The 23,496-nt window shown below is 63.8% G+C and carries 17 protein-coding genes; 11 read left to right on the top strand and 6 right to left on the bottom strand.

What is annotated here, in order from left to right:
- Window positions 1-136 precede the first annotated feature (136 nt).
- Together tgt and Ga0080574_RS20570 are read left to right on the top strand one after the other, a co-directional pair.
- Window positions 137-1,264, top strand: coding sequence for a tRNA guanosine(34) transglycosylase Tgt (gene tgt, locus Ga0080574_RS20565; protein ID WP_076703864.1), 1,128 nt, complete (start codon window positions 137-139; stop codon window positions 1,262-1,264).
- A gap of 167 nt (window positions 1,265-1,431) precedes the next feature.
- On the top strand, window positions 1,432-2,526 hold the full coding sequence (locus Ga0080574_RS20570; protein ID WP_076703867.1) for an alkene reductase: 1,095 nt from the start codon (window positions 1,432-1,434) through the stop codon (window positions 2,524-2,526).
- Between the two features lie 75 nt (window positions 2,527-2,601).
- On the opposite strand, the gene Ga0080574_RS20575 is transcribed toward Ga0080574_RS20570, so the two are convergent.
- Both Ga0080574_RS20575 and Ga0080574_RS20580 read right to left on the bottom strand, forming a co-directional pair.
- The gene (locus tag Ga0080574_RS20575) at window positions 2,602-2,808 is read right to left on the bottom strand and encodes a hypothetical protein (protein ID WP_076703870.1); all 207 of its coding nucleotides are present in this window, start codon (window positions 2,806-2,808) and stop codon (window positions 2,602-2,604) included.
- Window positions 2,801-3,847: a hypothetical protein gene (locus tag Ga0080574_RS20580; protein WP_076703873.1), complete on the bottom strand. Its 1,047-nt coding sequence runs from the start codon at window positions 3,845-3,847 to the stop codon at window positions 2,801-2,803. Before Ga0080574_RS20580 ends, Ga0080574_RS20575 begins: the two co-directional genes overlap by 8 nt.
- 264 nt (window positions 3,848-4,111) lie before the next feature.
- On the opposite strand from Ga0080574_RS20580, the gene lon reads away from it, so the two are divergent.
- The 3 genes from lon (at window position 4,112) to Ga0080574_RS26810 (ending at window position 9,276) form a co-directional block, all read left to right on the top strand.
- On the top strand, window positions 4,112-6,517 hold the full coding sequence (gene lon / locus Ga0080574_RS20585) for an endopeptidase La (RefSeq protein WP_076703874.1): 2,406 nt from the start codon (window positions 4,112-4,114) through the stop codon (window positions 6,515-6,517).
- Window positions 6,518-6,892: 375 nt separating this feature from the next.
- Entirely contained in the window at window positions 6,893-8,668 is a 1,776-nt protein-coding gene (locus Ga0080574_RS20590) for a sensor histidine kinase (protein ID WP_198039752.1), read from the top strand.
- Window positions 8,665-9,276 carry a response regulator transcription factor gene (locus Ga0080574_RS26810; protein WP_076703875.1) on the top strand — a complete coding sequence of 204 codons (612 nt, stop codon included), beginning with the start codon at window positions 8,665-8,667 and terminating at the stop codon, window positions 9,274-9,276. Before Ga0080574_RS20590 ends, Ga0080574_RS26810 begins: the two co-directional genes overlap by 4 nt.
- Window positions 9,277-9,609: 333 nt before the next feature.
- On the opposite strand, the gene Ga0080574_RS20600 is transcribed toward Ga0080574_RS26810, so the two are convergent.
- From Ga0080574_RS20600 to Ga0080574_RS26060, 4 genes are all read right to left on the bottom strand, one after another.
- Window positions 9,610-10,452 (bottom strand): DUF3800 domain-containing protein, encoded by an 843-nt coding sequence (locus Ga0080574_RS20600; RefSeq protein WP_076703876.1) that lies wholly within the window; start codon window positions 10,450-10,452, stop codon window positions 9,610-9,612.
- 325 nt (window positions 10,453-10,777) lie between these two features.
- Window positions 10,778-11,749 carry a reverse transcriptase family protein gene (locus Ga0080574_RS20605; protein WP_083716916.1) on the bottom strand — a complete coding sequence of 324 codons (972 nt, stop codon included), beginning with the start codon at window positions 11,747-11,749 and terminating at the stop codon, window positions 10,778-10,780.
- Window positions 11,750-11,893: 144 nt separating this feature from the next.
- On the bottom strand, window positions 11,894-12,613 hold the full coding sequence (locus Ga0080574_RS26055) for a hypothetical protein (protein WP_156876419.1): 720 nt from the start codon (window positions 12,611-12,613) through the stop codon (window positions 11,894-11,896).
- The gene (locus Ga0080574_RS26060) at window positions 12,606-13,112 is read right to left on the bottom strand and encodes a hypothetical protein (protein WP_156876420.1); all 507 of its coding nucleotides are present in this window, start codon (window positions 13,110-13,112) and stop codon (window positions 12,606-12,608) included. The genes Ga0080574_RS26055 and Ga0080574_RS26060 overlap by 8 nt, the downstream gene beginning before the upstream one ends.
- A gap of 498 nt (window positions 13,113-13,610) precedes the next feature.
- Between Ga0080574_RS26060 and Ga0080574_RS20610 the strand changes: the two genes are divergently transcribed.
- From Ga0080574_RS20610 to Ga0080574_RS20640, 6 genes are all read left to right on the top strand, one after another.
- Window positions 13,611-15,779: a CHAT domain-containing protein gene (locus Ga0080574_RS20610; protein WP_083716917.1), complete on the top strand. Its 2,169-nt coding sequence runs from the start codon at window positions 13,611-13,613 to the stop codon at window positions 15,777-15,779.
- Between the two features lie 178 nt (window positions 15,780-15,957).
- Window positions 15,958-17,066, top strand: a protein-coding gene (locus tag Ga0080574_RS20620; RefSeq protein WP_156876303.1) for an IS3 family transposase whose coding sequence is annotated in 2 segments (ribosomal slippage) — window positions 15,958-16,207 and window positions 16,207-17,066 — 1,110 coding nt in all. Because the reading frame shifts where the segments join, the coding sequence is not laid out codon by codon here.
- Between the two features lie 163 nt (window positions 17,067-17,229).
- Window positions 17,230-17,976 (top strand): sulfate reduction electron transfer complex DsrMKJOP subunit DsrO, encoded by a 747-nt coding sequence (dsrO, locus tag Ga0080574_RS20625; protein ID WP_076703880.1) that lies wholly within the window; start codon window positions 17,230-17,232, stop codon window positions 17,974-17,976.
- Complete coding sequence (nrfD, locus tag Ga0080574_RS20630) at window positions 17,976-19,085, top strand: NrfD/PsrC family molybdoenzyme membrane anchor subunit (RefSeq protein WP_076703883.1); 1,110 nt, start codon at window positions 17,976-17,978, stop codon at window positions 19,083-19,085. The genes dsrO and nrfD overlap by 1 nt, the downstream gene beginning before the upstream one ends.
- A 12-nt stretch (window positions 19,086-19,097) precedes the next feature.
- Window positions 19,098-22,169, top strand: a complete 3,072-nt coding sequence (locus Ga0080574_RS20635; protein WP_076703886.1) for a molybdopterin dinucleotide binding domain-containing protein — start codon at window positions 19,098-19,100, stop codon at window positions 22,167-22,169.
- A 304-nt stretch (window positions 22,170-22,473) separates the two neighbouring features.
- Window positions 22,474-23,493, top strand: coding sequence for an HlyD family secretion protein (locus Ga0080574_RS20640; protein WP_237219296.1), 1,020 nt, complete (start codon window positions 22,474-22,476; stop codon window positions 23,491-23,493).
- The last annotated feature ends 3 nt before the right edge of the window (window positions 23,494-23,496 follow it).

Below are 23,496 nucleotides of genomic sequence, written 5' to 3' on the forward strand. Positions count from 1 at the left end.
TACTCCCAAAGGTTGCGGTTACACTCAGACTCCGCCTGAAACGTGAACGCGGGCTTCAAATTTCAAATGCGCGGCATTTTCGGGCTGCCCGCCTCCGGGCTTGGCAAAGCCCGCGCTTTGCGGCAGAGGGACGGCCATGAGCACCGCATCCTTCAGCCTCACCGCCACCGATGGCGCCGCCCGCACCGGCGTGATCTCGACCCCGCGCGGCGAGATCCGCACGCCCGCCTTCATGCCCGTGGGCACTGCCGCCACGGTCAAGGCGATGCTGCCCGAGAATGTCCGCGCCACCGGTGCCGACATCCTGCTGGGCAACACCTATCACCTGATGCTGCGCCCGACCGCCGAGCGCATCGCGCGGCTGGGGGGGCTGCACAGGTTCATGAACTGGGAGCGCCCGATCCTCACGGATTCCGGCGGTTTTCAGGTGATGAGCCTCGCCGGGCTGCGCAAGCTGACCGAGGAGGGGGTGAGCTTCAAGAGCCATATCGACGGCTCGAAACACATGCTCTCGCCTGAGCGCTCGATGGAGATCCAGCGGCTGCTGGGCTCGGATATCGTCATGGCTTTCGACGAATGCCCGGCGCTGCCCGCCGACCGCAAGCGCATCGAGGAGAGCATGCGGCTGTCGATGCGCTGGGCGCAGCGCTCGCGCGATGCCTTTGGCGACCGGCCCGGGCATATGCTTTTCGGGATCATGCAGGGCGGGCTGGAACGCGACATGCGCGAGGAGAGCGCCAAGGCTTTGACCGCCATTGGCTTCGATGGTTACGCGGTGGGCGGTCTGGCGGTGGGCGAGGGGCAGGAGGCGATGTTCTCCTGTCTCGATTACGCGCCCGGGTTCCTGCCGCAGGACAAGCCGCGCTATCTCATGGGGGTGGGCAAGCCCGACGACATTGTCGGCGCGGTCAAGCGCGGCATCGACATGATGGATTGCGTTCTGCCCACGCGCTCCGGGCGCACGGGGCAGGTCTTTACCCGCCACGGTGTGGTGAACATCAAGAACGCCCGCCACGCGGACGACCCGCGCCCGCTGGACGAAAACTGCTCCTGCCCGGCCTGCACCAGCTATTCCCGCGCCTATCTGCACCATGTGTTCCGCGCGCAGGAGATGATCTCGGGCATGCTGCTGAGCTGGCACAACCTGCAATATTTCCAGGACATCATGGCCGGCATGCGCGAGGCCATCGCCGGCGGGCGCTTTGCCGAATGGGAGGCCGATTTCCATGCGGGCCGCGCCGAGGGCGATATCCCGCCGCTCTGAGGCGCGGAATTCCGGCGGCAACTGCCCGGATTATGGGCGACAAGGCGGGTTTTCGAGGGAAATGCGCGGGAAGCGGCGGCCCGTGTCATTGCGGCGGCGCAGAAAGCGCCTAGGTGACTTGCCCAGTGGTGTCCCGTCGCGGACCTGGAAAGAAAAGGACGTCAGTCATGACCGAAGCACTCTTTACCCCCTTTGCCGCCGGAGCGATTGCGTTGCAGAACCGCATCGTCATGGCCCCGCTCACCCGCAACCGTGCCGATGACGAAACCGGCTGCGTCAACGACCTGCATGTGGAATATTACCGCCAGCGCGCCGGCGCCGGGCTGCTGATCACCGAGGCGACGCAGATCTCGCCGGTGGGCAAGGGCTATATCCAGACCCCGGGCATCCACAGCGAGGCGCAGGTGGCGAGCTGGAAGCGCGTCACCGATGCGGTGCACGAGGCCGGCGGCAAGATCGTCGTGCAGCTCTGGCATGTGGGGCGGATCTCGCACAATTCGCTGCAACCGGACGGGCAGGCGCCGGTGGCGCCCTCGGCCATCGCGGCCGACAGCATGACCTTTACCCAGGCGGGGTTCGAGAAGACCTCCGAGCCGCGTGCGCTGAGCGTCGAGGAGATCGCCGCCACCGTCGCCGATTTCCGCCATGCCGCGGCGCTGGCCATCGAGGCCGGCTTCGACGGGGTCGAGGTGCACGGTGCCAATGGCTACCTGATCGACCAGTTCCTCAAGACCGGCGCCAACCAGCGCGAGGATGACTATGGCGGGTCCATCGAGAACCGCGCGCGTTTCCTCTTCGAAGTGCTGGATGCGGTGACCGATGAGATCGGCGGCGACCGCACCGGGCTGCGCCTTTCGCCCTTCAGCCCCGCCAACGGCATTTCCGACGAGGATCCGCAGGCGGATTTCGAATATGTGGTGCCGAAGCTCAACGCCTACGGGCTGGCCTATCTGCATGTGGTCGAGGGCGCCACCGGCGGCTCGCGCGAGCTGCCCGAGGGCCAGAGCTTTGCCGCGCTGCATGCGCTCTACGAGGGGCCGTATATGGCCAATAACGGCTATGACCGCGCCATGGCCATCGAGGCGGTGCGCGACGGTGCGGCGGATCTGGTGGCCTTTGGCCGGCCCTTCATCGGCAACCCGGATCTGGTCGACCGGCTGTTCCGCGACGCGCCGCTGAACGAGCCCGACCGCGACACGTTCTATGGCGGTGGCGCCAAGGGCTATGTCGACTACCCGACGCTGGAAGACGAAACCGCCTGAGCGCGGCTGTCTGCTGTGCAGGAATTCCCGGCCGACGCCTCACGGTGCCGGCCGGTTGCGTTTCAAAGGCCCGTCTCAGGAGCTGGCCGGGGAGCTGCCGCCAAAGAGCCGGCCCGCCAGCCAAAAGAGGCCGCGAAAGATCAGCACGCCCAGCAGCCCGGCGACCACCACCACGGCGATATCGCCCTCCGGTGTGAACGGGTCCACATAGATCAGCATGCCGAGCGCGAAGAGCGCTGCCGCGATCAGCGCCGAGGGCAGGGAGTTCAGTTTCTCAAGCATCGCCGCTCTCCTTTCCGCCGAGACCGAAGAACAGCTTGGCGCCGCGCCAGATCGCCGGCCCATGGGTGTCGGCGGCGTCGCGCAGAGTGCGGCGGATGCGCTCGTGCAGGGGCATGCCGGTCCAGAAATCCTCGCGCCGCTCGACCTGGCGCATCCAGCGGCGGAACCGCTCGCGCGCGGCGCCGGCGCTGGAGACATCGCTGAGATCGGCCATCAGCACCCGCGCGTTCTCCTTGGGAAAGCCCGATCCCGGCGCCCAGGCCAGCAGGAAAGGGCCGGGTTCGTCGGCGATGTCGATGCCCGCGGCAATGGCCGCCTTGATATGGCGCTGCGCTTCGAAGAGCCCGTAATTCGGCACCGCCTTTTCGCAGGTGCGCGACCGGGCGATGCGGTTGGCCTCCGCCGCCTGACCGCGCGTGCGCATCGGCCAGATCGTCACCACCTCCTGCTTTTCGCTGTCGACCGGCACCGCGATTTCGGAGCTGTGCGGGATCGTGCCGAGGAAGGCGTTGCAGAACATCATGCCGCGCGCCAGCCTATCGCCCTCCGGACGCTCGGGAAACGCCAGGATGCCATAGGCGAGATAGCCCTCGGGCGGCACCTCACCGGGGCCGACAAAAAGCCGGCTGGCGATGATCTCCAGCCGTTCGCCGCCGCCGCTACTGGCGCTTGCGACCTCTTCCTCGGGGGCCGGCACCAGGATCGGCTCTTCTGTGCCGGGCGCGGGCAGCATCACCGGTGGTGGCGGGTCGTCATCCACCGAGGCGATCGCGCCGCCGGAATAGCTGTAGGTCTCGTAGGAGCTGCCGCCTCCTACGGAGTTCGCATAGCTGTTGCCGCTTTCGGTTCGCAGCTCGCTCAGCACCGCCGGGTCGCTCCAGTCGATGGATCCCGGGTCGCGGGCGGCCTCTGTTTCGGGGGCTTCGGTCTGCAACTCGAAGCTTCGGGTCGGGCGCATCACCTCGGCGGCGGTGGCCAGAAGGGCGAGCATGACGACGACGATCGCGGCGGTTCGGAAAAATGCGGGGGCTTTGGTCATAAAAAACTCCCATAGGGTGCAACGAAATAAATATTTGCCCTTATAGCACGAGGCCTTCCCTTGCGGAAGGCGCAATGCCCCTCTGCGGCGCTGAGCCAAGTGGCGCTTGCGCCCGGGTCACCGTTTCGCCATGCTCGCTTGAACCGGAGTCGGGTCAGGTTGATTTCGCGTCACGGTGACCCCACTTTAACCTCCGAGACAGGGGATGGCGGGTGCTGCCGGAGAACCGGGGCCGGGCCGTCCTGCCAAGACGAAGGAATGCAAATGCAACAGGCTCTTAATTCCTCCTATCCGGTGCTGCCGCTGCGCGACATTGTCGTGTTCCCGCATATGATCGTGCCGCTCTTCGTTGGGCGCGAGAAATCGGTGAAGGCGCTGGAAGAGGTGATGGCGGACGACAAGCAGATCCTGCTTGCCGCGCAGATCGACCCGGCGGTGGACGATCCCGCATCCGAAGGCATCTATCGCGCCGGCGTGCTCGCCAATGTGCTGCAACTGCTCAAGCTGCCCGATGGCACCGTGAAGGTGCTGGTCGAGGGGCAGGCGCGGGTGCGTATTACCGAATACATTGAAAACGATGTGTTCTTCGAGGCGAAGGCCGAATACATCACCGAAATGCCGGGCGATCCGGCGGCGATCCAGGCGCTGGTGCGCACGGTGGGCGAAGAGTTCGAGCGCTACGCCAAGGTGAAGAAGAACATCCCCGAAGAGGCGCTCTCGGCGGTCTCCGAGACCACCGAGCCGGCAAAGCTCGCCGATCTCGTCGCCGGTCATCTTGGCATCGAGGTGGAACAGAAGCAGGAGCTTCTGGAGACGCTCGCCGTGTCCGAGCGGCTGGAGAAGGTCTATGGCCTGATGCAGGGAGAGCTGTCGGTTCTCCAGGTCGAGAAAAAGATCAAGACCCGCGTCAAGAGCCAGATGGAGAAGACCCAGCGCGAATATTATCTGAATGAGCAGATGAAGGCCATTCAGAAGGAGCTGGGCGACGGCGAGGACGGCCAGAATGAGGTCGCCGAACTCGAAGAGCGCATCAACGAGACCAAGCTCTCGAAAGAGGCGCGCGAAAAGGCCGATGCCGAGCTCAAGAAGCTGCGGAACATGTCGCCCATGTCCGCCGAGGCCACGGTGGTGCGCAACTATCTCGACTGGATGCTGAGCATCCCGTGGGGCACCAAGAGCCGGGTGAAAAAGGATCTGGGCCGCGCCCAGGATGTGCTGGATCACGATCACTATTCGCTTGAAAAGGTGAAGGAGCGGATCGTCGAATATCTGGCGGTGCAGGCGCGCTCGCAAAAGCTCAAAGGTCCGATCCTCTGCCTCGTCGGCCCTCCGGGTGTCGGTAAGACCTCGCTTGGCAAGTCGATGGCCCGGGCCACCGGGCGGGAGTTCATCCGCATCTCGCTTGGCGGCGTGCGCGACGAATCCGAGATCCGCGGCCACCGCCGGACATACATCGGCTCGATGCCGGGCAAGATCATCCAGGCGCTGAAAAAGGCCAAGACCACGAACCCGCTCATCCTGCTCGACGAGATCGACAAGATGGGGCAGGATTTCCGTGGCGACCCGGCCTCGGCGATGCTGGAGGTGCTCGACCCCGAACAGAACGCGACCTTCGTGGACCACTATCTCGAAGTGGAATACGACCTGTCTAACGTGATGTTCGTGACCACGTCGAACTCCTACAACATGCCGGGCCCGCTGCTCGACCGGATGGAGATCATCCCGCTCTCGGGCTATACCGAGGACGAGAAGCTCGAAATCGCCAAGCGTCACCTGCTCGACAAGCAGATCAAGGCGCATGGGCTGAAAAAGGGCGAGTTCTCGGTCACCGATGGCGCGCTGACCGACATCCTGCGCTATTACACGCGTGAGGCCGGTGTGCGGAACCTCGAGCGCGAGATCGCGCGGCTGACCCGGAAGGCGGTTACCAAGATCGTCAAGAAGGAGGCCGAGAAGGTCGAGGTCACCTCCGAGAACCTCTCGGATTTCCTCGGCGTGCGGAAGTTCCGCTACGGTCTCGCCGAGGACGAGAACCAGGTCGGTGTGGTCACCGGGCTTGCCTATACCTCGGTGGGCGGCGACCTGCTGCATATCGAGGCGCTGAAACTGCCCGGCAAGGGGCGGATGAAGACCACCGGTAAACTCGGCGACGTGATGAAGGAGAGCATTGAGGCGGCCTCGTCCTACGTGCGCTCCATCGCGCCGCAGATCGGGGTCAAGCCGCCGCGCTTCGACAAGTGGGATATCCACGTCCACGTGCCCGACGGTGCCACGCCCAAGGACGGCCCCTCGGCGGGTCTGGCCATGGTCACGGCCATCGTCTCGGTGCTGACCGGGCTGCCGGTGCGCAAGGACATCGCCATGACCGGCGAGGTCACCCTGCGCGGCAATGCCTCCGCCATCGGCGGGCTGAAGGAAAAGCTGCTCGCGGCGCTGCGCGGCGGGATCAAGACCGTTCTCATTCCCGAAGAGAACGAGAAGGATCTGGCCGAGCTGCCCGACAATGTGAAGGAGGGGCTGGAGATCATCCCCGTCAAACATGTGTCGGAGGTGCTGGAGATCGCGCTGATCGGCAAGCCCGAGCCGGTGGAGTGGGACGAGGAGGCCGAAGAGGCCGCCGCTGCCCTCGCCAAGTCCGAGGGCAGCGCGGCAGGGGCCGTCGCGCACTGAGCGCCCGCATCTGATCGGGAGAAGGCGCCGCAATCGCTTGCGGCGCCTTTTTCTTTTGCAGCGATGGTTGGGACGTCGCTGGGTGCAGAGCCATTGCCTCGCGGTCGCAGAACGGGAGCCGGGCAGGGGCGCGAAAGTGACCTCCGGTTGCGGAACATCGCGGGTGATACGATCCTCGACAGCGCAAGCGGTGAGGTCCCGGATCAAGTCCGGGGCGGGTCGCGCATGACCTATAGGCTGTGCAATCGGCCCACCGCACGGGCCCCGGCACCGAACCTTGCGGCATCGCCCCGACAGGCCCTCTCTGGACCCTCCCGCGCCGACCGCCTAACCTGGCATCCAAACCTGCACGACGCTCCCTCTCACGGATCCCCGGTGCCGCCTCTCCTCCGCCCCTTCCTGTTGCTGCTGGCCCTCGCGGCGCTGCCCGCCGCTGCCGAGCCCGAGCGCGCGCTGAAGATCGGCGTGCTCGACTTCATGGGAGAGGACGCGGCGCTGGCCCGCTGGGACGCCACCGGGACGGCGCTGAATGCAGCCCTTCCCGAGCATCGTTTCGAACTGGTCGCGCTCGACATCCCCGCGCTGGAAACCGCACTGGAGGCGGGGGCGCTGGATTTCGTTATCACCAATCCCGGCCATTACGCGGCGCTGGAATATCGCTTTCATATCAGCCGCATCGCCACCGCCGAGACTGGCGATCCCGTGGCCTCGACCCTCGTGGCAAAGGCGCCCATGGCGGGGATCGGCGCGCTGGCGGGCAAACGGCTTGCGGTGGTCTCGCCCGAGGCCTTTGGCGGCTTTCAGGTGATCTGGGACGAGATGGTTTCGGTCGATGCCGGCCTGCCGGGACGGGTGGAGCTGGTGGTCACCGGCTTTCCCATGCAGCGCGCCGCCGATGCGGTGCTCGCCGGCGAGGCCGACGCTGCGGTGCTGCGCGGCTGCCTGCTGGAGACGCTTCGCAGCGCGGATCCCGCGCGCTACGGCCCGCTGCACGCGGTGGCCACCAGGCCCGCCGCCGAGACCGCCTGCGCGGTCTCCAGCGCCGTCTATCCCGGCTGGCCCTTCGCCAAGGCGCCTGGAACCTCACCTGGACTTGCCAAGCAGGTCGCCGTGGCGCTGCTCAGCATGCAGGAGGGCGATCTCTGGACCGTGCCGCTGGACTACCAGCCGGTGCACGATCTGCTGCGCCGGCTGCGCATCGGCCCCTACGCCCGTAACGGCCCGGTGAGCCTTTCGGATTTCATCGCCGATTACCGCGACTGGCTGATCGCGCTCGCCATCGCGCTGGCCTTCTGGGCGCTCTATTCCGTGCGCATCGAAACGCTGGTGCGCCGCCGCACCCGGGCGCTCGACGCCGCCAATGCGGGGCTCAAGCGCGAGATGGCCGAGCGCCGCCGCGCCGAGGAGGCCGACCGGCTGCACCGGCGCGAGCTGGAACATGTTGCCCGCCTGTCGATCCTCGGCGAAATGGCGTCCTCCATCGCGCATGAGCTGAACCAGCCGCTCTCGGCGATCTCCAACTACGCGCAGGGTCTGCGCATGCGGCTGCAAACCGGCAATGGCGCACCGGAGGATCTCGGCCGCGCGGCGGGCGAGATCGCCGGGCAGGCGGACCGCGCCGCGCTGGTGATCAAGCGCATCCGCGCCTTTGTGCGCAAGCGCGAGAGCCAGCGCGCCCCGGTCTCCCTTGGAACGCTCCTGCGCGAGACCGAGGCGCTTTACGAGGGCGTGCTGCGCCGCGCGGGCGTGTCGGCGGATATGCAGGTGGAGAAGGATCTGCCCGAGGTCATGGCCGACCGGGTGCAGCTCCAGCAGGTGCTGCTGAACCTGGTGCAGAACGCGGTGGATGCCATGGAAGACACGGTGCCCGACGAGCGCCGGATCACCCTGCGCTGTGCGCGCCATACGGATCCAACGCGCGGGCCGGGGATCTGCCTTTCGGTGCGCGACCGGGGCTGCGGGCTGGGGCCGGAGGCGCTGGACCGCTTCGCCGAAGCCTTCTACACCACAAAGCCGGAGGGCATCGGTCTGGGGCTGGCGCTCAGCCGCTCCATCGTCGAGGCGCATGGCGGCTGGATGCGCGCGGAGACGCCGGAGCAGGGCGACGGTTTGCGTGTGCTGGTCTGGCTGCCGGAAAGGGACGAGACATGAGCGACGCGGTGATCCATATCGTCGACGACGACCGCGCGGCGCGCGAGGGGCTGGGCTTCCTGCTCTCCTCTCTGGGGCTGAGCGTGGCCGATCACGGCTCGGCGGCGGATCTGCTGGCCCGGCTCGATGACAGTGTGCCGGGGGTGATCCTCGCGGATGTGCGCATGCCGGGCATGACCGGGCTCGAGCTGCTGGACGAGTTGCAGCGCCGCGGCTGCCTGATGCCGGTCATCATGATCACCGGGCATGGCGACGTGCCCATGGCGGTGCGGGCGATGCGCGCGGGGGCGATGGATTTCTTCGAGAAACCGGTGAACGGCATGGCGCTGGTCGAGCGCCTCAACGAGGCGCTGCGTCTGGCGCGCGAACGTCAGGCGGCGGCGCGGGCGCGGGCGGGGGTGCTGGCGAAGGTCGCCAGCCTGACCGCCCGCGAGGCCGAGGTCGCCCGCGCGGTGATGGCCGGGCGTCAGAACAAACAGATCGCGTTTGAGCTGGGGATCAGTCTGAAGACGGTGGAGATCCACCGCCACAACGCCATGGACAAGCTCGGCGCGGGCAGCGCGGCGGAGCTGGTCCGGCTGCTGGTTGCGGCGGGTTGGGGGGAGTGAGGGCCGGACGCCTGGCGCCAGGCCCCGGCGTAGTCTCGCAGGGTAACCATTCCTTTTCTGCGCGAAACTGCTTGACCGGAACCAAGCCGAGACTGGCTGTTAGGCTCGATCATGGAGGCGTTGCGGCCGCTCTGACGCATAGAGGAAGCTCTCCTTCCTTTCCTGAAGCAAGCAGATAACCTGTTGAGTTTGTCAAATCTCACAGCTACCTTGGCAAGCGCGGGGGCGCCGGGGCCTTGGTGAGCTACACGATAGCTGAAGCTCGGGTTTGCTGACGGTCGGGCATCGGATTTCGGCCTTTAGCGGCAGATCAACACAAGCCGGGACCCGCACCTAACTCCTGAATTTATAGCCATAGTGTTCGAATATCGATCGCTGATCGCGTGATAGGCCAATCCTATCGATCGCATGTGGTTGAAGAACAAGACCGACATCACAGACCTCACCTTCATGTCTTGCCATGCATGGCGACAGTGCCTTGGCTGGCTCGGGAGACCATCTGGGCGAGCTGGTTTCAACGGCTTGATAGAAAGCGCTTGCCGCAACGTCAGCGAGTTGGAGGCCCGCATGCATGTAGTGCGGGACGTAGTCCACCAAGTCGAAACTGAGCACTTCGTGGTTCATAGTGTGCCAATTGAGGTAAGTTCGTCCGGTCATCTCCTGGAAGCGTAGGAGCTCCCAATAAGCCTTCGTTTGCCCGTAGGAGTGTCCGCCTCTAGCGCTGAAGACCACTTTCATCTTGGTGTGCTTCCCGAGCTTTCGGAAGGAGTTGTCAGCGCAATAATTCGTGGAGCGTTCCATCATGATCCTGACAACCCAGTTATAAAACCACTGCTTTCCTCCTGCCTGAGAGGCGCGCTGATTATTGTATCCGCGCATGTTTTTCTTGTTCGAGCAGACGGAAAACACCCTGATCGGAAACGTCGCGAGCATTTGAGCCGCGCGTCGTTGTTTCGATGGACTTAACTTTCGGAAGTGCAGTGTTGGTGATTGCGTAGCAGCAATGTCCTGGCGAATCTGATCAAGCCATTTTCGGCAGTTGCCCTCATCATGTGCCCGGATCATCAATCCACTTATGACGAGCCACTCGCTCGCACCGTTCTGGTCAATCGGCTTGACCTTTGTGAGCCCGTCATCACCAGCCTCATCAACATAAAGCACATATTCATAATCCATGGAGAAATCAGCCGAGTGCAACGGGGATTCGTCAAGTAGTAAGAATGCGCTTTTGCTCCGCTTTGCGTTCTTTTCCGTCTTCGAGCGAGCGGCTGCTTTCCTGGCGCTCCGGCCCTCCCGCTCTCGGCAGGGTTTGCAAGCGCAGCGAATGGCGGGTTCGGTGAATGCGGTGCAGCACTGACGGTCGCGCTGGAAGACCGCTGTGGGCCGGAAGCGCCGGCCCTGCACGAGCGGGCGGATTTCGGTCATCCGCTGTGGAATGGACGAGTGGCAGCTTTGCGGAAAGGGCAGACTGTACGAAATCCGCCAACTCAACACTAATTGCTTAGAGCCTCTCAACAAAGTCTGCGTAGGAAATATGACCAAGTACAGACTTCAAATCTTCCTGAGATATCTTTCCTTGGCTCAGTAGGTGGCGGTAGGCTCGAACTCTATTCCTATACCCCTTCGTTAAGCGAACAGAAGGACCATGGACCAGCAGACCATGAACCTTCAATCGAGCAGGCAGGGAACTAGAATAAACCTTGTCATTTGCGACAGTCCATCCATCCGATGCGATCTCTGTGAGAGCATTTCCCAAGAGATCATCTGGTAACTTACCTTTGCCTGAGAAAACAATATCATCAGCGTACCGGGTAAATACAGCGCCTGCTTCCATAGCAAGTGCAGTTAACCTTTCATCGAGTGATCTTAGCACCACATTGGATATGACGGGGCTTGCGGGCGATCCTTGGGGTAAGGCGCCATCTAGACACAGCAATTTGGTCAAAAGGTTCGTGCCTTGGCCAGCTGCATAACCAAGGATCAATAGTGCCTGCAGAACTCTTTCTTCGTTAATAGAGGGGAAGAAGTTCTCGATATCGACGGAAATCACCCACTCCGCGCCTACATGGCATTTGGCGGCATGGGCGTGAGACTTTCCAGGTATGAACCCAAAGGAGTTTGGGTGATGGTCATATTTTGCCACCCAGTGCAGCGAAAGCCATGACTGGATGGCTTTAAGCCCAACCTTGGGAGCATTTATCATGCGAGGCGGGGAGCCATTCCCCTTCGGTATTGGGAATATTCTATAATGTTTTCGAGTCCTGGTGCAAATCGACCAAATAAATCCCGGATTCAATCCGGTCATAACTGACAGCGACGCTACTGACGTAACTGGAGGAAGGCCTTGTGCGTAATAATCTCTTATTATCTGAGGCTCATCATCCTCAGCCCACCCGCCAAGACCTTTAATAAGGATATCAGGAGACTGCGCGAACAGGCAAACTTCAGAGAAATCGGGGTGTGGGAACCTCATTAGCAAAGTAACCTTTCGTAAGTACCGCCATCTTCAATTGGCGATCTGAAGGAGCGCCAATTGAAGATGGCGGAACCTTCTATCGTCTAGCCTCGGCAAGCAGGTGTGATACACACCTTCGCCCGAGGTTCCCACGACGCCAACCTAAGCACCAAGACGGCGCAAGGCAAGAGCCCGAGATACGTCTGGGCTAAAGCGATTTCGGCTGCTGCCCAAATCCATAAGGCACTGCAAAGTAAGAATATACTTTCCATCCTCTCTTCGTATGACCTGGCCTTTCCGTCGCGCGGTGTCGAGGAGGCGGCGAACCTCTGACAAAGTCATCGCATCAAAACCTGGTAACTGCAGAAGCTCGGTGAGTGCCTCCGGACTGCAAGGCGCGTGTCGCCTCAACACACGCAAGCATGCTGTCGGCGATGGAAGATTTTTTTCCGCCTTAAATGTTACTATTTGGTCTTCGATGCCCAACTGGCTCAAGAATCTGTGGATCGCATCAGCGACTGCTACTTGATCTTCAGCCAGAGTCCCAACAGGCAAGCCAACCCAGATTGCGGCCTGACCATGACCTGCAGCGACTGTCAAATCTAAATTGAGATGAGGAAGGCGTGCCTTGATCGATGCAGAAAGGAAAGACTCGATCTGCGCACCGTTTGGTTTTGGCTCAACAATCTTTACCTGTTCACCCTCGGCGATGAACCTTTTTTGCAACTTAGCGATCAGCCCCGGTATCAAAGCGGGCGTTTGCCCAGTTGCTTTGACAAATACAATAAAGCCCCCAGAAACGTCGGGATCATCAACGGGGTCACCGATAAGCGACAGACCGCTCTGCGTGATCAGTGAGGTTAGCTTCTCAGTCTTAGACATTGACTTGAACCCATGCCGAATATATCGCCGCACAGAAGGTATCACACTTTGGTCGCCAGTCGTGCGCAGCGGTGATCTCAACTTCTTTCAAAGAAAATCTATCACCACTTTGAAAATCGACCTCCTCTTCGGGGTTATAGTCCGCCACCACTCGAATTGCATAAGCCTGTTCAAGCAGCTTACTTAACGCGTCAACAGCCCTCAGTGCAGCTTCCGTATCCTTTACGAGCTTAGTGTCTCCGTCCTTCCTGGCGCGTGACCAAGCAATTCTCAGCTGTTTTCGCACAGTCGCCCTTAAAGTTACAGGATAGTCAGCATGGGGCATACGGGACCAAGAGGGATTTATGGACCTAAAGAGATCACGTGTTTTTAGAAATACGCTGTAGTAATACCTGTTAAATGCAGAGCGCGCATATGCGTCGCGCTGACCTCCTCCCAAGCCATGCGCATGGGTTTGCAGGTGATGCCCAACCGCATGAATGCCGTCCTCGAATGCCATTACCCACCTTTACCCATATCTTGAGTTGGCGTACCGCTGATCAAATGGCAACAGCCAATTTCTGCCATGACTGCATAGACGCTCAAAGATGCAACCATCCCGGCTACATCTTTGCGTCGTACTTGCTTATGTTCTGAGCTTTATGAGGCTGTTGTCAATGCTGCAAGGCCATCAGGTTTGATCGACGGCGTCTTCTGCCTCGGGCCATCCGCCGAGCGCTGCACGAATGTCCGCTCAGGGCGGGGAGCGGTCATTCGCTGCGCCCCGGACGAACGGCAGCGATGCGCAGGAAGCCAACCACTAATCAGAACTTGAAGCGCAGATTTTTTGGCAGCGGCGACGTTATCCCTCCCGGCATGCCACGCCGGCATTACTTGGAACCGCGTTTGTCGAGAAAGCCCTGTCTGTGTCGACAACTTCAAGAAGATCACGTTCATAGACAGTCTAGCAATTCAGTGACTATGGTGAGTGGCATAGTTGATTGAGTTGAGGTCCGTGATGCGTCGAATTCCCATTGCGATCTTTTGTGCCGCAGTATTGATGGGTCCGGTGTCCGCGCAGGAGGACACTCCGGATTATAGCGCCCTGAATGCCAAGGTGGTGACGGCTTACAATGAGGGCCGATATGCGGACGCAATAGAGCTTGCGAAGGCCGCGCTGGACGTTGCCGAGACAGCCTTGGGCCCGGAGCATCCCGACACCCTCACCAGCGTGAACAACCTCGCCGTTCTCTACCGAAGCACCGGCCGCTATGGCGAGGCGGAGCCGCTCTACCGCCGGGCCCTGGAGGCCCGCGAGCGCGTCCTGGGCCCGGAGCATCCCGACACCCTCAGAAGCGTGAACAACCTCGCCGCTCTCTACGAAAACACCGGCCGCTATGGCGAGGCGGAGCCGCTCTTCCGCCGGGCCCTGGAGGCCAGTGAAGAGGCCGACGGCTACGGCCCCATGCACCCGACGACCGTGGTCTACAATGGCAATCTTGCCTTTCTCCTGGCCAACAGTGATCGTCCCCAGGACGCCTTGCGCGCCTTTCGCCAGATCGATCAGCGGCTCGATCAATGGCTGCGCGTCGAGGTCTCCAACGCTCGAAGCGCCGCCATGCGCCGCGAGCTGCTGACCCTGAACAGCAACTATCAGGACGCCAGCTTCAGCTTCGTGCTGCAAAACCCCTCGCGGGCCGGAACCCGCTTTGCCGCAGATCTTACCCTCAAGTGGAAGAAGCGGATCGCGCAGGAGGACGCGGTGCTCAACAATCTCGTGCGCGAGACGGATGACAGCGCGGTCCTCGACCTGATCGCAAAGGTGAAGGCGGGCCGCGCCGGACTGTCGCGCATTGCCTTCGATCCCGCGATTTCCACGGAGGACAAGACCCGCAGGCGCGAGACGCTCGAAGCCGCCGAGGCGGAGCTGCGCGCCGCCTCCGAGAAGTTCCGCCGCTTCCAGCGCGTGAGCGCCGCCAGCGCGGATGACGTCAGCCTCGCCCTGCCGCGCAACAGCGCCCTCGTCGAATACAAGCTATTTGATCCGTTTGACTTCGAGACCGGAGACTTCGGCGAGCAGCGCCTTCTGGCGGTGGTGCTGCGCCCGGATGCCGATCCCGCGCTGGTCGATCTGGGCGAGGCAGGCGTCTATTTCACGAGCCAGGCCCTGATCGCGAACAGCGAATTGCGCGCCGAGCACGAGGTGCCTTTTGACGCCGTCATGCGCCACAGCTTCAACACCCTGATCGCTCCGCTCGCCGATCACCTCAGCGGCGCGGGCACCCTCTACATCTCGCCGGATGGCCCCCTCGGCGCGCTGCCCTTCGAGGCCTTCCTGACCGAGACCGGCACACGCCTGATCGAACGCTTCGACCTGCGCACCCTGCAGACAGGACGGGACCTGGTCGCCCGTGACCGTCCCGCCACCGGCAAAGGTCTTGTGGCCTTTGGTGGCATCGACTTCGACGCCATCGCCTTGGCGGGCGACTTCAGAGACACGAACGATGATTTCCGCGCTGCGCTCGACAGCACGCGCCAACAGTTCAGCGGCTTCAAAGCCCTGGAGCAAAGCGCCTCAGAGGTCACCTACATCGGTGACCTCTACGGTGCCCTGCGCACCGATGAACCGAGCCCGAAAATCTTCACCGGTCAACGGGCCACCGAGGCGGCGCTGAAGTCGCTGCAGTCGACCCCGCGGGTCCTGCATCTCGCCACGCATGGCTACTACCTCCAGAGCGGCAGCATCGACGGGCGGCCTCTGCTGCAGTCCGGGGTGACTTTCGCGGGTGCCAACAACGCGCTGGCCGGCAAGCTGGGCGCGGATGGTGAGAACGGCATCCTGCACGCGCTGGAAGCCCAGACCCTGAACCTCTACGGCACGGAACTCGTGGTGCTCTCGGCCTGCGAAACCGGCCAAGGTGCGCATGATTATTCAGAAGGTCTCGAAGGCCTGCCACGCGCTTTCTACGTCGCCGGCGCCCAGAACGTGCTCGCCGCTCTCTGGCCGGTTGGTGATCGCTCCGCGAAAGAGTTCATGCAGCGCTTCTACGACAATTGGCTCGCCCAGACCGGAGCCAGCAAACCCGCCGCCGCGCTTCGCAAGACGAAGCTTGAGTACCTGGCCTCAACCGACGCCCAGGACCGCGACCCCGCCAACTGGGCCCCCTTCGTCCTGTTCGAGGGGTAAACCCTACGGGCACAGATCCGTTACTGGCAAAGTCTGGATCATGGCCACCTCGGACAAGGGGATGATCAGCACCTGCGGTCGGCCCTGCGTCTGGCCATTCGATGCGTGAGAAATGACCTGCTCCCCTGAAAAGTCCGCGTTTTGAAGTTAGCCTGTTCTCCAAACGAGGAGACAGACAATGCGGAAAAGCCGTTTCAGCGAAGAGCAGATCATTGGCATTTTAAAGGAGCACCAGGCCGGGATAGGTGCCAAGGAGCTGTGCCGGAAGCATGGCATCAGTGACGGCACGTTCTACAAGTGGCGCTCGAAGTATGGCGGCATGGAGGTGTCGGAGGCCAAACGGCTGAAGGCGCTGGAGGCTGAGAATGCGAAGCTCAAGAAGATGCTCGCGGAGCAGATGCTGGATGTGGCCACGCTCAAGGAGATGCTGGGAAAAAACTTCTGAAGCCCGGTGCAAGGCGACGAGCCGTGGACTGGGCCATGACAGAGAAGAACTACAACCAGCGGCGGGCCTGTGCCCTGGCCGGGATCGACCCGCGTGTGTATCGACGTGGATCAATTAGACCTGTAGACGCCGAGCTGCGGGAGAGGCTGAAGGCGATTTCCAGCGAACGGCGTCGCTTCGGCTATCGAAGGCTGCACCTGCTTCTTGGTCGCGAAGGCTGGAAGGTGAACTGGAAGAAGCTTTACCGGATCTACCGGGAAGAGGGCCTGACAGTGCGCAAGCGCGGCGGTCGCAAGCGCGCGATCGGAACGAGGGCCCCGATGGCGATCCCACAAGGGCCGAACCAGCGATGGTCCCTGGACTTCGTCTCGGACAGCCTCTCAGACGGGCGCCGGTTCCGGGTGCTGTGCGTCATCGACGACTTCAGCCGGGAATGCCTGGCGACGGTCGTGGACACTTCGCTGTCGGGGCAACGTGTCGGCCGTGAGCTCGACAGCATCGCCCGGGTGCGCGGCTATCCATGTATGGTGGTCAGTGACAACGGAACGGAGCTGACATCGAATGCCATCCTGAAATGGCAGGAGGACCGCAAGGTCGAGTGGCATTACATCGCGCCAGGAAAGCCCATGCAGAACGGCTTCGTCGAGAGCTTTAATGGCCGCCTGCGCGACGAGTGCCTGAACGAGCACCTGTTCGCCAACCTGCGCCACGCCCGGGAGCTTATCTCGGCCTGGCGCGAAGACTACAACCACCATCGCCCCCACACGAGCCTCGACGGGCTCACACCGTGGGAGTATCACCAACGGTCAGTAGAGGACCAAACCCTGAACAGAGCGAACTAAAAAACGCGGACTCTATGGGGAGCAGGTCAGAAACAAACGGCAGGTTTGGGCCGTTCCCCCCCTAAGGGTTAACCCCTAACCCCTCCGGGTTTCCTCCAATACCGGGCCGGGCCGCGCAGGCGTAGTCTTCGGGGCAGACAGGAACCCGAAGAGGATCAGCTTTATGGACACGAACCGCCGCGGCTTTCTGGGTGCGATGGGGCGGGTGACCATCGGTGCCGTCGCCTCCATGGCGGGCGCCGGTCAGTCCGCGCAGGCCGCCATCGACAAACCGCACATCCCGCATTGGGGCATGGTGGTCGATCTGCGCAAATGCATCGGCTGCCAGGCCTGTACCGTCGCCTGCATCATGGAAAACGACGTGCCCGAGGACAGTTTCCGCACCCATGTCAGCGTCTACGAGGTGCTGAAGGAGGGTGGCGATCCGGCGATGGTCATGCTGCCGCGCCTCTGCAATCATTGCGACGATCCGCCCTGCGTGCCGGTCTGCCCGGTCGAGGCGACCTTCAAGCTGGAGACCGGCGAGGTGGTGGTGGACAACACGAAATGCGTGGGCTGCGCCTATTGCGTGCAGGCCTGCCCCTATGACGCGCGGTTCATCAACCACGAGACGCAGACCGCCGACAAATGCACCTTCTGTTTCCACCGCACCAGCGCCGGGCTCTTGCCCGCCTGCGTGGAGACCTGCGTCGGCGGCGCGCGCAATTTCGGCGATCTCGACGATCCCGAAAGCGAGGTGTCGCGGATGCTGCGCGAGAACGAGGTCTCGGTGCTGCGCCCCGAGATGCACACCAATCCCAATGTCTACTACATCGGGCTCGACGCGGTGCTCGACGGGCGCGTGGCCGGGGAGGCCGCTTATCGTCCGCCGCTGACTGTGGAGACCCAGCCTCACGGGGAGGATGCGTGATGCAGATCCATGAACTTGTCGGTGCCGTGTACGAGGCCGCCTGGCTGCCCTGGGCGGTGCAGTATTTCTTCCTCATCGCGCTCTCGGCCACGGCGCTGCTGATGGCGCTGCCGGGGCTGGCGCTGGGGCGCGTCGCCGCGCTGCCGCGCGCAAGGCTGGCGCTCATGGTGGCGGTGACCACCGGCATCACGGCGCCCATCGCGCTGCTGGCCGATCTGCACCAGCCGGGGCGGTTCTGGGAATTCTTTCTCTATACAAACAGCAGCTCCTGGATGGCCTGGGGGGCGTGGTTCGTGCCCTCCTATGTCGGGCTGACCGTGGCCTTCGCCTGGGCGGTGCATCGTCCGGGGTTCCATGCGCTGGGGCAGGAGAGCTGGCGGTTCAACTGGCTCTTCCGCTGGCTGTCGCTGGGCGGTGCGTCCAACGGTTTTGCGAGGCCGCTGGGGATTGCCGCCGGCGCGGCTGCGCTGCTGGTGCTGATCTATACCGGCGCCGAGGTCTATGTTGTGCGCGCCCGTCCGCTCTGGAACACGCCCTTCCTGCCGCTGCAATTCGCCGCCACCGGCTTTGTCGGCGCGCTCGGGCTGATGCTGGTGCTGGAGCGGGTGCTCTGCCGCGACGCGGCGCTCGAGGCGCGGCTCAACCGGGCGCTGGCCGCGGCGCTCGGGGTCGTGGCGGTGCTGGGGGCGGCCTGGTTCGCGCTGGCGCTGTCGGGCCTCTCGCCCCGGCACAGCGAGGCGCTGGCCTCGGTCGCGGGCTTCCCGGTCTGGCAGAAGATCGCGCTCTGGGGCGCTGTTTCGGTCGCCGTGCCCTTCGTGCTGGCGCTGGTCTCGCCGTCGCGCACCGGCTTGGTGACCGGGCTCATCGCCATTCACGCCGCCTGGATGTTCCGCTGGACCGTCTTCATGGGCGGGCAGGCGGTGCCGAAAGTGGGCTCCGGCCTCTATGACGCGCTGCTGCCTGCGGGGCTCGACGGGCTGATGGGGGTGATCGGCACCTTCGGGCTCTGGCTCTTCCTGCTCATCGCCTACACCACCTTCATTCCCTGGACCGAGGCAAGCGCGCCCGCCGATGGCGCAGCGCCCGCCCGTCCCGCAACCTCGCATTGAGGAGAGACAGCCATGTCCACCCGCCGCAACATCCTGAAAGGCGCCGCCGCCACCGGTGCGCTCGCCACCTTCGGTGTGGGCTATGCCGACACGCTGAAGAAGCTCGCCAAAGGCCACTGGTCCGGCGAGAGACCCGACAAGGCGCTGGCCGGCAATGCGCCCGACCCGGAATACCGCATCGACCCGGAGACCGGCGATCTGGCGCTGAACTCCGACCAGGCGCTCAGCTACACCATGTGCATCGGCTGCACGACCATGTGCGGCGTGCGCGTGAAGGTCGACAAGACCCGCAACGAGGTGCTGCGCGTCGCGGGCAACCCTTATTCGCCGATGAGCACCGATCCATTCATCCCCTACGAGACCTCGGTGCGCGACAGCTTCAGAGCGATGGCGCAGACCGGCGCGGGGCAGGGGCTGACCAACCGGTCCACCGCCTGCGGGCGCGGCAATGCGGTGCTGCAACAGGTGACCAACCCGCGCCGGGTGCTGAAACCGATGAAGCGGGTGGGGCCGCGCGGCTCGGGTCAGTGGCAGACCATCAGCTTCGAACAGCTTGTCGAGGAGGTGGTCGAGGGCGGCGATCTCTTCGGCGAGGGCCGGGTGGCCGGTCTGCGCGAGATCCGGGATCTGGAGACCCCCGCCGTCGAGGGCGCGCCGGAATACGGGCCGCGCGCCAACCGTCTGGTCTGGATGAACTGCGTCGATGACGGGCGGGACAATTTCGCCCTGCGCTGGCTCAAGCAGAGCTTCGGATCGAACAACTTCACCCGCCACGGTTCCTATTGCGGCGGGGCGTATCGCTCGGGCTCCGGCGCGCTCTTTGGCGATGTGAAGAAGATGCCGCATGCCAAGCCGGATTTCTCGGAGGCCGAGTTCATCATCTTCGCCGGCACCGCGCCGGGCAATGCCGGCAACCCGTTCAAGCGGGTGGGGGCGCTGGTCGCCCAGGCCCGCGCCACCGGCAAGCTGACATATGTGGTGGTCGATCCTGTGCTGAACAATGCGCAGAACGCGCCCTCGGGCGACCGCGCGCGCTGGCTGCCGATCAAGCCGGGCACGGACGGGGCGCTCGCCATGGGCATGATGCGCTGGATGTTCGAGAACGACCGGATCAACGCGGCCTATCTCGCCCAGCCCTCGCAGGCCGCCGCCGACGCGGCGGGAGAGGCCAACTGGACCAACGCCACCCATCTCGTGGTGGTCGAGGACGGGCATAAACGCTTTGGCCGCATGCTGCGCGGTTCCGACATGGGGCTCGCTGTCGCGGGTGAGCCTTATACCGACGCCGACCCCTATATGGTGGCGTCGGACTCCGGCCCCGTCCCTGCCGGAGACTCGGCCGCGCCGCTCTTTTTCGACGGCGTGGCCGGGACGGCGGGCGGCCCGGTCGCGGTGAAGACCGCTTTGACGCTGCTGCGCGAGGAGGCCATGGCGCAGAGCCTCGAGAGCTATGCGCAGGATTGCGGCATCCCCGCCGAGACCATCGCCGGGCTGGCTGACGAGTTCACTTCGCACGGGCGCAAGGCGGCAGTGAACAGCCATGGCGGCATGATGAACGGCTCGGGCTTTTACAACGCCTGGGCGCTCACCATGCTCAATACGCTGATCGGGAACCTGAACTGGAAGGGCGGCACGATGATCGCGGGCGGCGGCTTCCCCGAGACCAAGGGGCCGGCCTACGATCTCGCGAACTTCCCCGGCGCGGTGAAAGCCAGGGGGCTGCCTTATGGGCGCAATGCGCCCTATGAAAAGACCGCCGAGTTCAGGGCCAAGCAGGCGGCGGGCAAGCCCTATCCGGCGGACGGGCCCTGGTATCCGCAGGCGCCGGGGCTTGCCACCGAATGGATCAGCTCGCTGGTCAACGGCTACCCGTACCACGCCGAAGCGCTGATATTCCGCAACACCAACCCGGTTTACGGCATTCCCGGCATCGCCCATGTGATGGACAAGCTTAAGGATCCGGCGGTGGTGCCGCTGATCATCTCGGTCGATCCGTTCATCAACGAAAGCTCGGCCATCGCCGATTACATCGTGCCGGATTCGGTAATGTACGAGACCTGGGGCTTCACCAAACCCTGGGGCGGGGTGGCGACCAAGGCCACCACCGCGCGTTGGCCGGTAATCGAGCCGCGCATGGCGCAGAACGCCGAAGGGCAGCGTGTGGGGCTGGAGAGTTTCCTCATCGCCACCGCCAAGCGTATGGGGCTGCCGGGCTTTGGCGATGCCGCGATCCCGGACGCCGAGGGCAAGCTGCACCCGCTCAATCGCGCCGAAGACTGGTATCTGCGCGGCGCGGCCAATGTGGCGCTGCTCGGCACGCCGGTGGGCGACGCCAGCGATGACGATATCGAGCTTTCCGGCGTCTCGCGCATCCGCGCCGATCTGGAGGCGGTGTTGAAGCCCGGGGAATGGCGCAAGGCCGCAACGATCTATGCCAAGGGCGGGCGCTACGAGAATATCGAACGGACCTATACCGGCGCGCGCGCCACCCATGCCTATGCCGCGCCGATGCAGATCTGGAACGAGGGGGTGGGCAGCTTCCGTCGCGCCGCCACCGGTTCGCGCATGCCCGGCACTGCCTGCTGGCGGGCGCCCGAGTTCGCCGACGGCTCCAGGGTGGCGGAGCATTACCCGGAGGCCGACTGGCCGGTGAAGCTGGTGAGTTTCAAATCGCCGCTTCAGAACTCCTATTCGGTGGGGGCAAAGGCGCTGCTCAGGATCGTGGCCGCCAACCCGGTGATGGTCGGGCGCGACGTGGCCGAGCCGCGCGGCATCGCGACGGGCGATATGGTGCGGCTCACCACGCCGGGCGGGCAGCTCGACAGCGTGGCGGTGGTGCGCGACGGGCTGGCGCCGGGCACGGTGGCGATCGAGCACGGTTTCGGCCATCGCGGCTTTGGCGCCGAGGACATCACCATCGACGGCCACACCACGCCCGCCGACCCGCGCCTCGCCGCAGGGGTGCTGCTCAACGATCTCGGCATGATGGATCCGACGCGCGAGAAAGCCGGCGTCTGGGTGGATCCGGTCTCGGGCACCGCGGTGCGCCAGGGCCTGCCCGCGCGGGTCGAACGGATCGGCTGAGCCGATGGAAGACGCCCCGCCGCAGGCACTGCGGCGGGGCTTTTCGATTTGGAGCACTGCGCGCAGAGGCACATCTGTGGATATCTCAGGTGTCGCATCAGGAGTGACTTATAAGATATTATTTTAAATATATAATACTTCTTGATTTCTGATGTTTCTGTCCCGATGGCGGGCGCTCATGCCTGCGTCATCTCGGCATTTTTTGCGCTCTTTGGTTTCGGGCTCTGGTGTCTGCCGTGTATGAAACTAGACTGCGCCGTACAGTGCCGAGTCTGCCCGACACATCCACAAGGAGGCCCCGCAAGTGATCCGTTCGAGCCGCTTTTTCCTCTCTCTCGCGCTTGCCGCGGCACCCCTTGCCCTGATACCCGCGCGCGCCGCGATGGCGGAAACCAAATTCGAGGCGCTGCTGGCGCGCTTTGGCGGTGAGGACCGCTATGAGGGCATCGCCAGCTCCAATGGCAGGATCGAGGCGCAAAGCGTTGACGTGGCGACGAAATATGCCGGGCGTGTGACCGAGGTTCTGGCCGATGAGGGCGATGTCGTCGAGGCCGGCGCGGTGCTGGCACAGCTCGACGACCGCGACACCCAGGCGCAGCTTCTGGCGGCGCAGGCGGCGGTGATGCAGGCGCAGGCGGGCAAGCAGGTGGCCGAGGCCAGCGTCATGCAGGCGCAGAGCGCGCTGGACGTGGCGCAGACGAATTTCGACCGGGTCACCCAGCTTCATACCGACGGCCATGCCAGCCAGAGCGCGCTCGACGATGCCACCAACGCGCTCAATTCGGCCAAGGCCTCGCTGGCCTCGGCCAAGGCGCAGGTCAGCAATTCCGACGCGCAGATCGCCGCCGGTGAGGCCGAGGTCGAGCGGCTCAAGATCGCGCTCGACGATCTCACCATCCGCGCGCCGATCCGGGGCCGGGTGCTCTATCGCCTGCGCGAGCCGGGCGAGGTGATCTCGGCGGGCGCGCCGGTGATGACCATGCTCGATCTGGCCGATGTCTACATGAACCTCTACCTGCCGGCGCCGGTGGTCGGCACCCTCGCCGCCAATGACGAGGCGCGGCTGATCCTCGATCCGGTCCCGCAATACGTGATTCCGGCGCGGGTCACCTTCATCTCGCCGCAGGCGCAGTTCACGCCGAAAAGCGTCGAGACGGCGGAGGAGCGCGAGGAGCTGGTGTTCCGCGTCAAGCTGACCATCCCCCGCGACCTGCTGGAGAAATTCGAGAACCGGGTGAAATCCGGGGTGCGGGGCCTGGGCTTTGTGCGCGCGGAGCCGGGGGCGGAGTGGCCCGAGGATCTGGCGGTCAACGTGCCGGAGTAAACC

The organism is Salipiger abyssi (assembly GCF_001975705.1).
GTDB classification, from domain to species: Bacteria; Pseudomonadota; Alphaproteobacteria; order Rhodobacterales; family Rhodobacteraceae; genus Salipiger; species Salipiger abyssi.

What these genes read in the sequence shown, in the direction of transcription:
- Ga0080574_RS26055 (WP_156876419.1), bottom strand. Translation starts at nt 12,613, where the DNA reads ATGTCTAAGACTGAGAAGCTAACCTCACTGATCACGCAGAGCGGTCTG.
- Ga0080574_RS20605 (WP_083716916.1), bottom strand. Translation starts at nt 11,749, where the DNA reads ATGAGGTTCCCACACCCCGATTTCTCTGAAGTTTGCCTGTTCGCGCAG.
- Ga0080574_RS20635 (WP_076703886.1), top strand. Translation starts at nt 19,098, where the DNA reads ATGTCCACCCGCCGCAACATCCTGAAAGGCGCCGCCGCCACCGGTGCG.
- Ga0080574_RS26060 (WP_156876420.1), bottom strand. Translation starts at nt 13,112, where the DNA reads ATGGCATTCGAGGACGGCATTCATGCGGTTGGGCATCACCTGCAAACC.
- Ga0080574_RS20600 (WP_076703876.1), bottom strand. Translation starts at nt 10,452, where the DNA reads ATGGATTATGAATATGTGCTTTATGTTGATGAGGCTGGTGATGACGGG.
- nrfD (WP_076703883.1), top strand. Translation starts at nt 17,976, where the DNA reads ATGCAGATCCATGAACTTGTCGGTGCCGTGTACGAGGCCGCCTGGCTG.
- Ga0080574_RS20580 (WP_076703873.1), bottom strand. Translation starts at nt 3,847, where the DNA reads ATGACCAAAGCCCCCGCATTTTTCCGAACCGCCGCGATCGTCGTCGTC.
- Ga0080574_RS20575 (WP_076703870.1), bottom strand. Translation starts at nt 2,808, where the DNA reads ATGCTTGAGAAACTGAACTCCCTGCCCTCGGCGCTGATCGCGGCAGCG.
- lon (WP_076703874.1), top strand. Translation starts at nt 4,112, where the DNA reads ATGCAACAGGCTCTTAATTCCTCCTATCCGGTGCTGCCGCTGCGCGAC.
- tgt (WP_076703864.1), top strand. Translation starts at nt 137, where the DNA reads ATGAGCACCGCATCCTTCAGCCTCACCGCCACCGATGGCGCCGCCCGC.
- Ga0080574_RS26810 (WP_076703875.1), top strand. Translation starts at nt 8,665, where the DNA reads ATGAGCGACGCGGTGATCCATATCGTCGACGACGACCGCGCGGCGCGC.
- Ga0080574_RS20570 (WP_076703867.1), top strand. Translation starts at nt 1,432, where the DNA reads ATGACCGAAGCACTCTTTACCCCCTTTGCCGCCGGAGCGATTGCGTTG.
- Ga0080574_RS20610 (WP_083716917.1), top strand. Translation starts at nt 13,611, where the DNA reads ATGCGTCGAATTCCCATTGCGATCTTTTGTGCCGCAGTATTGATGGGT.
- dsrO (WP_076703880.1), top strand. Translation starts at nt 17,230, where the DNA reads ATGGACACGAACCGCCGCGGCTTTCTGGGTGCGATGGGGCGGGTGACC.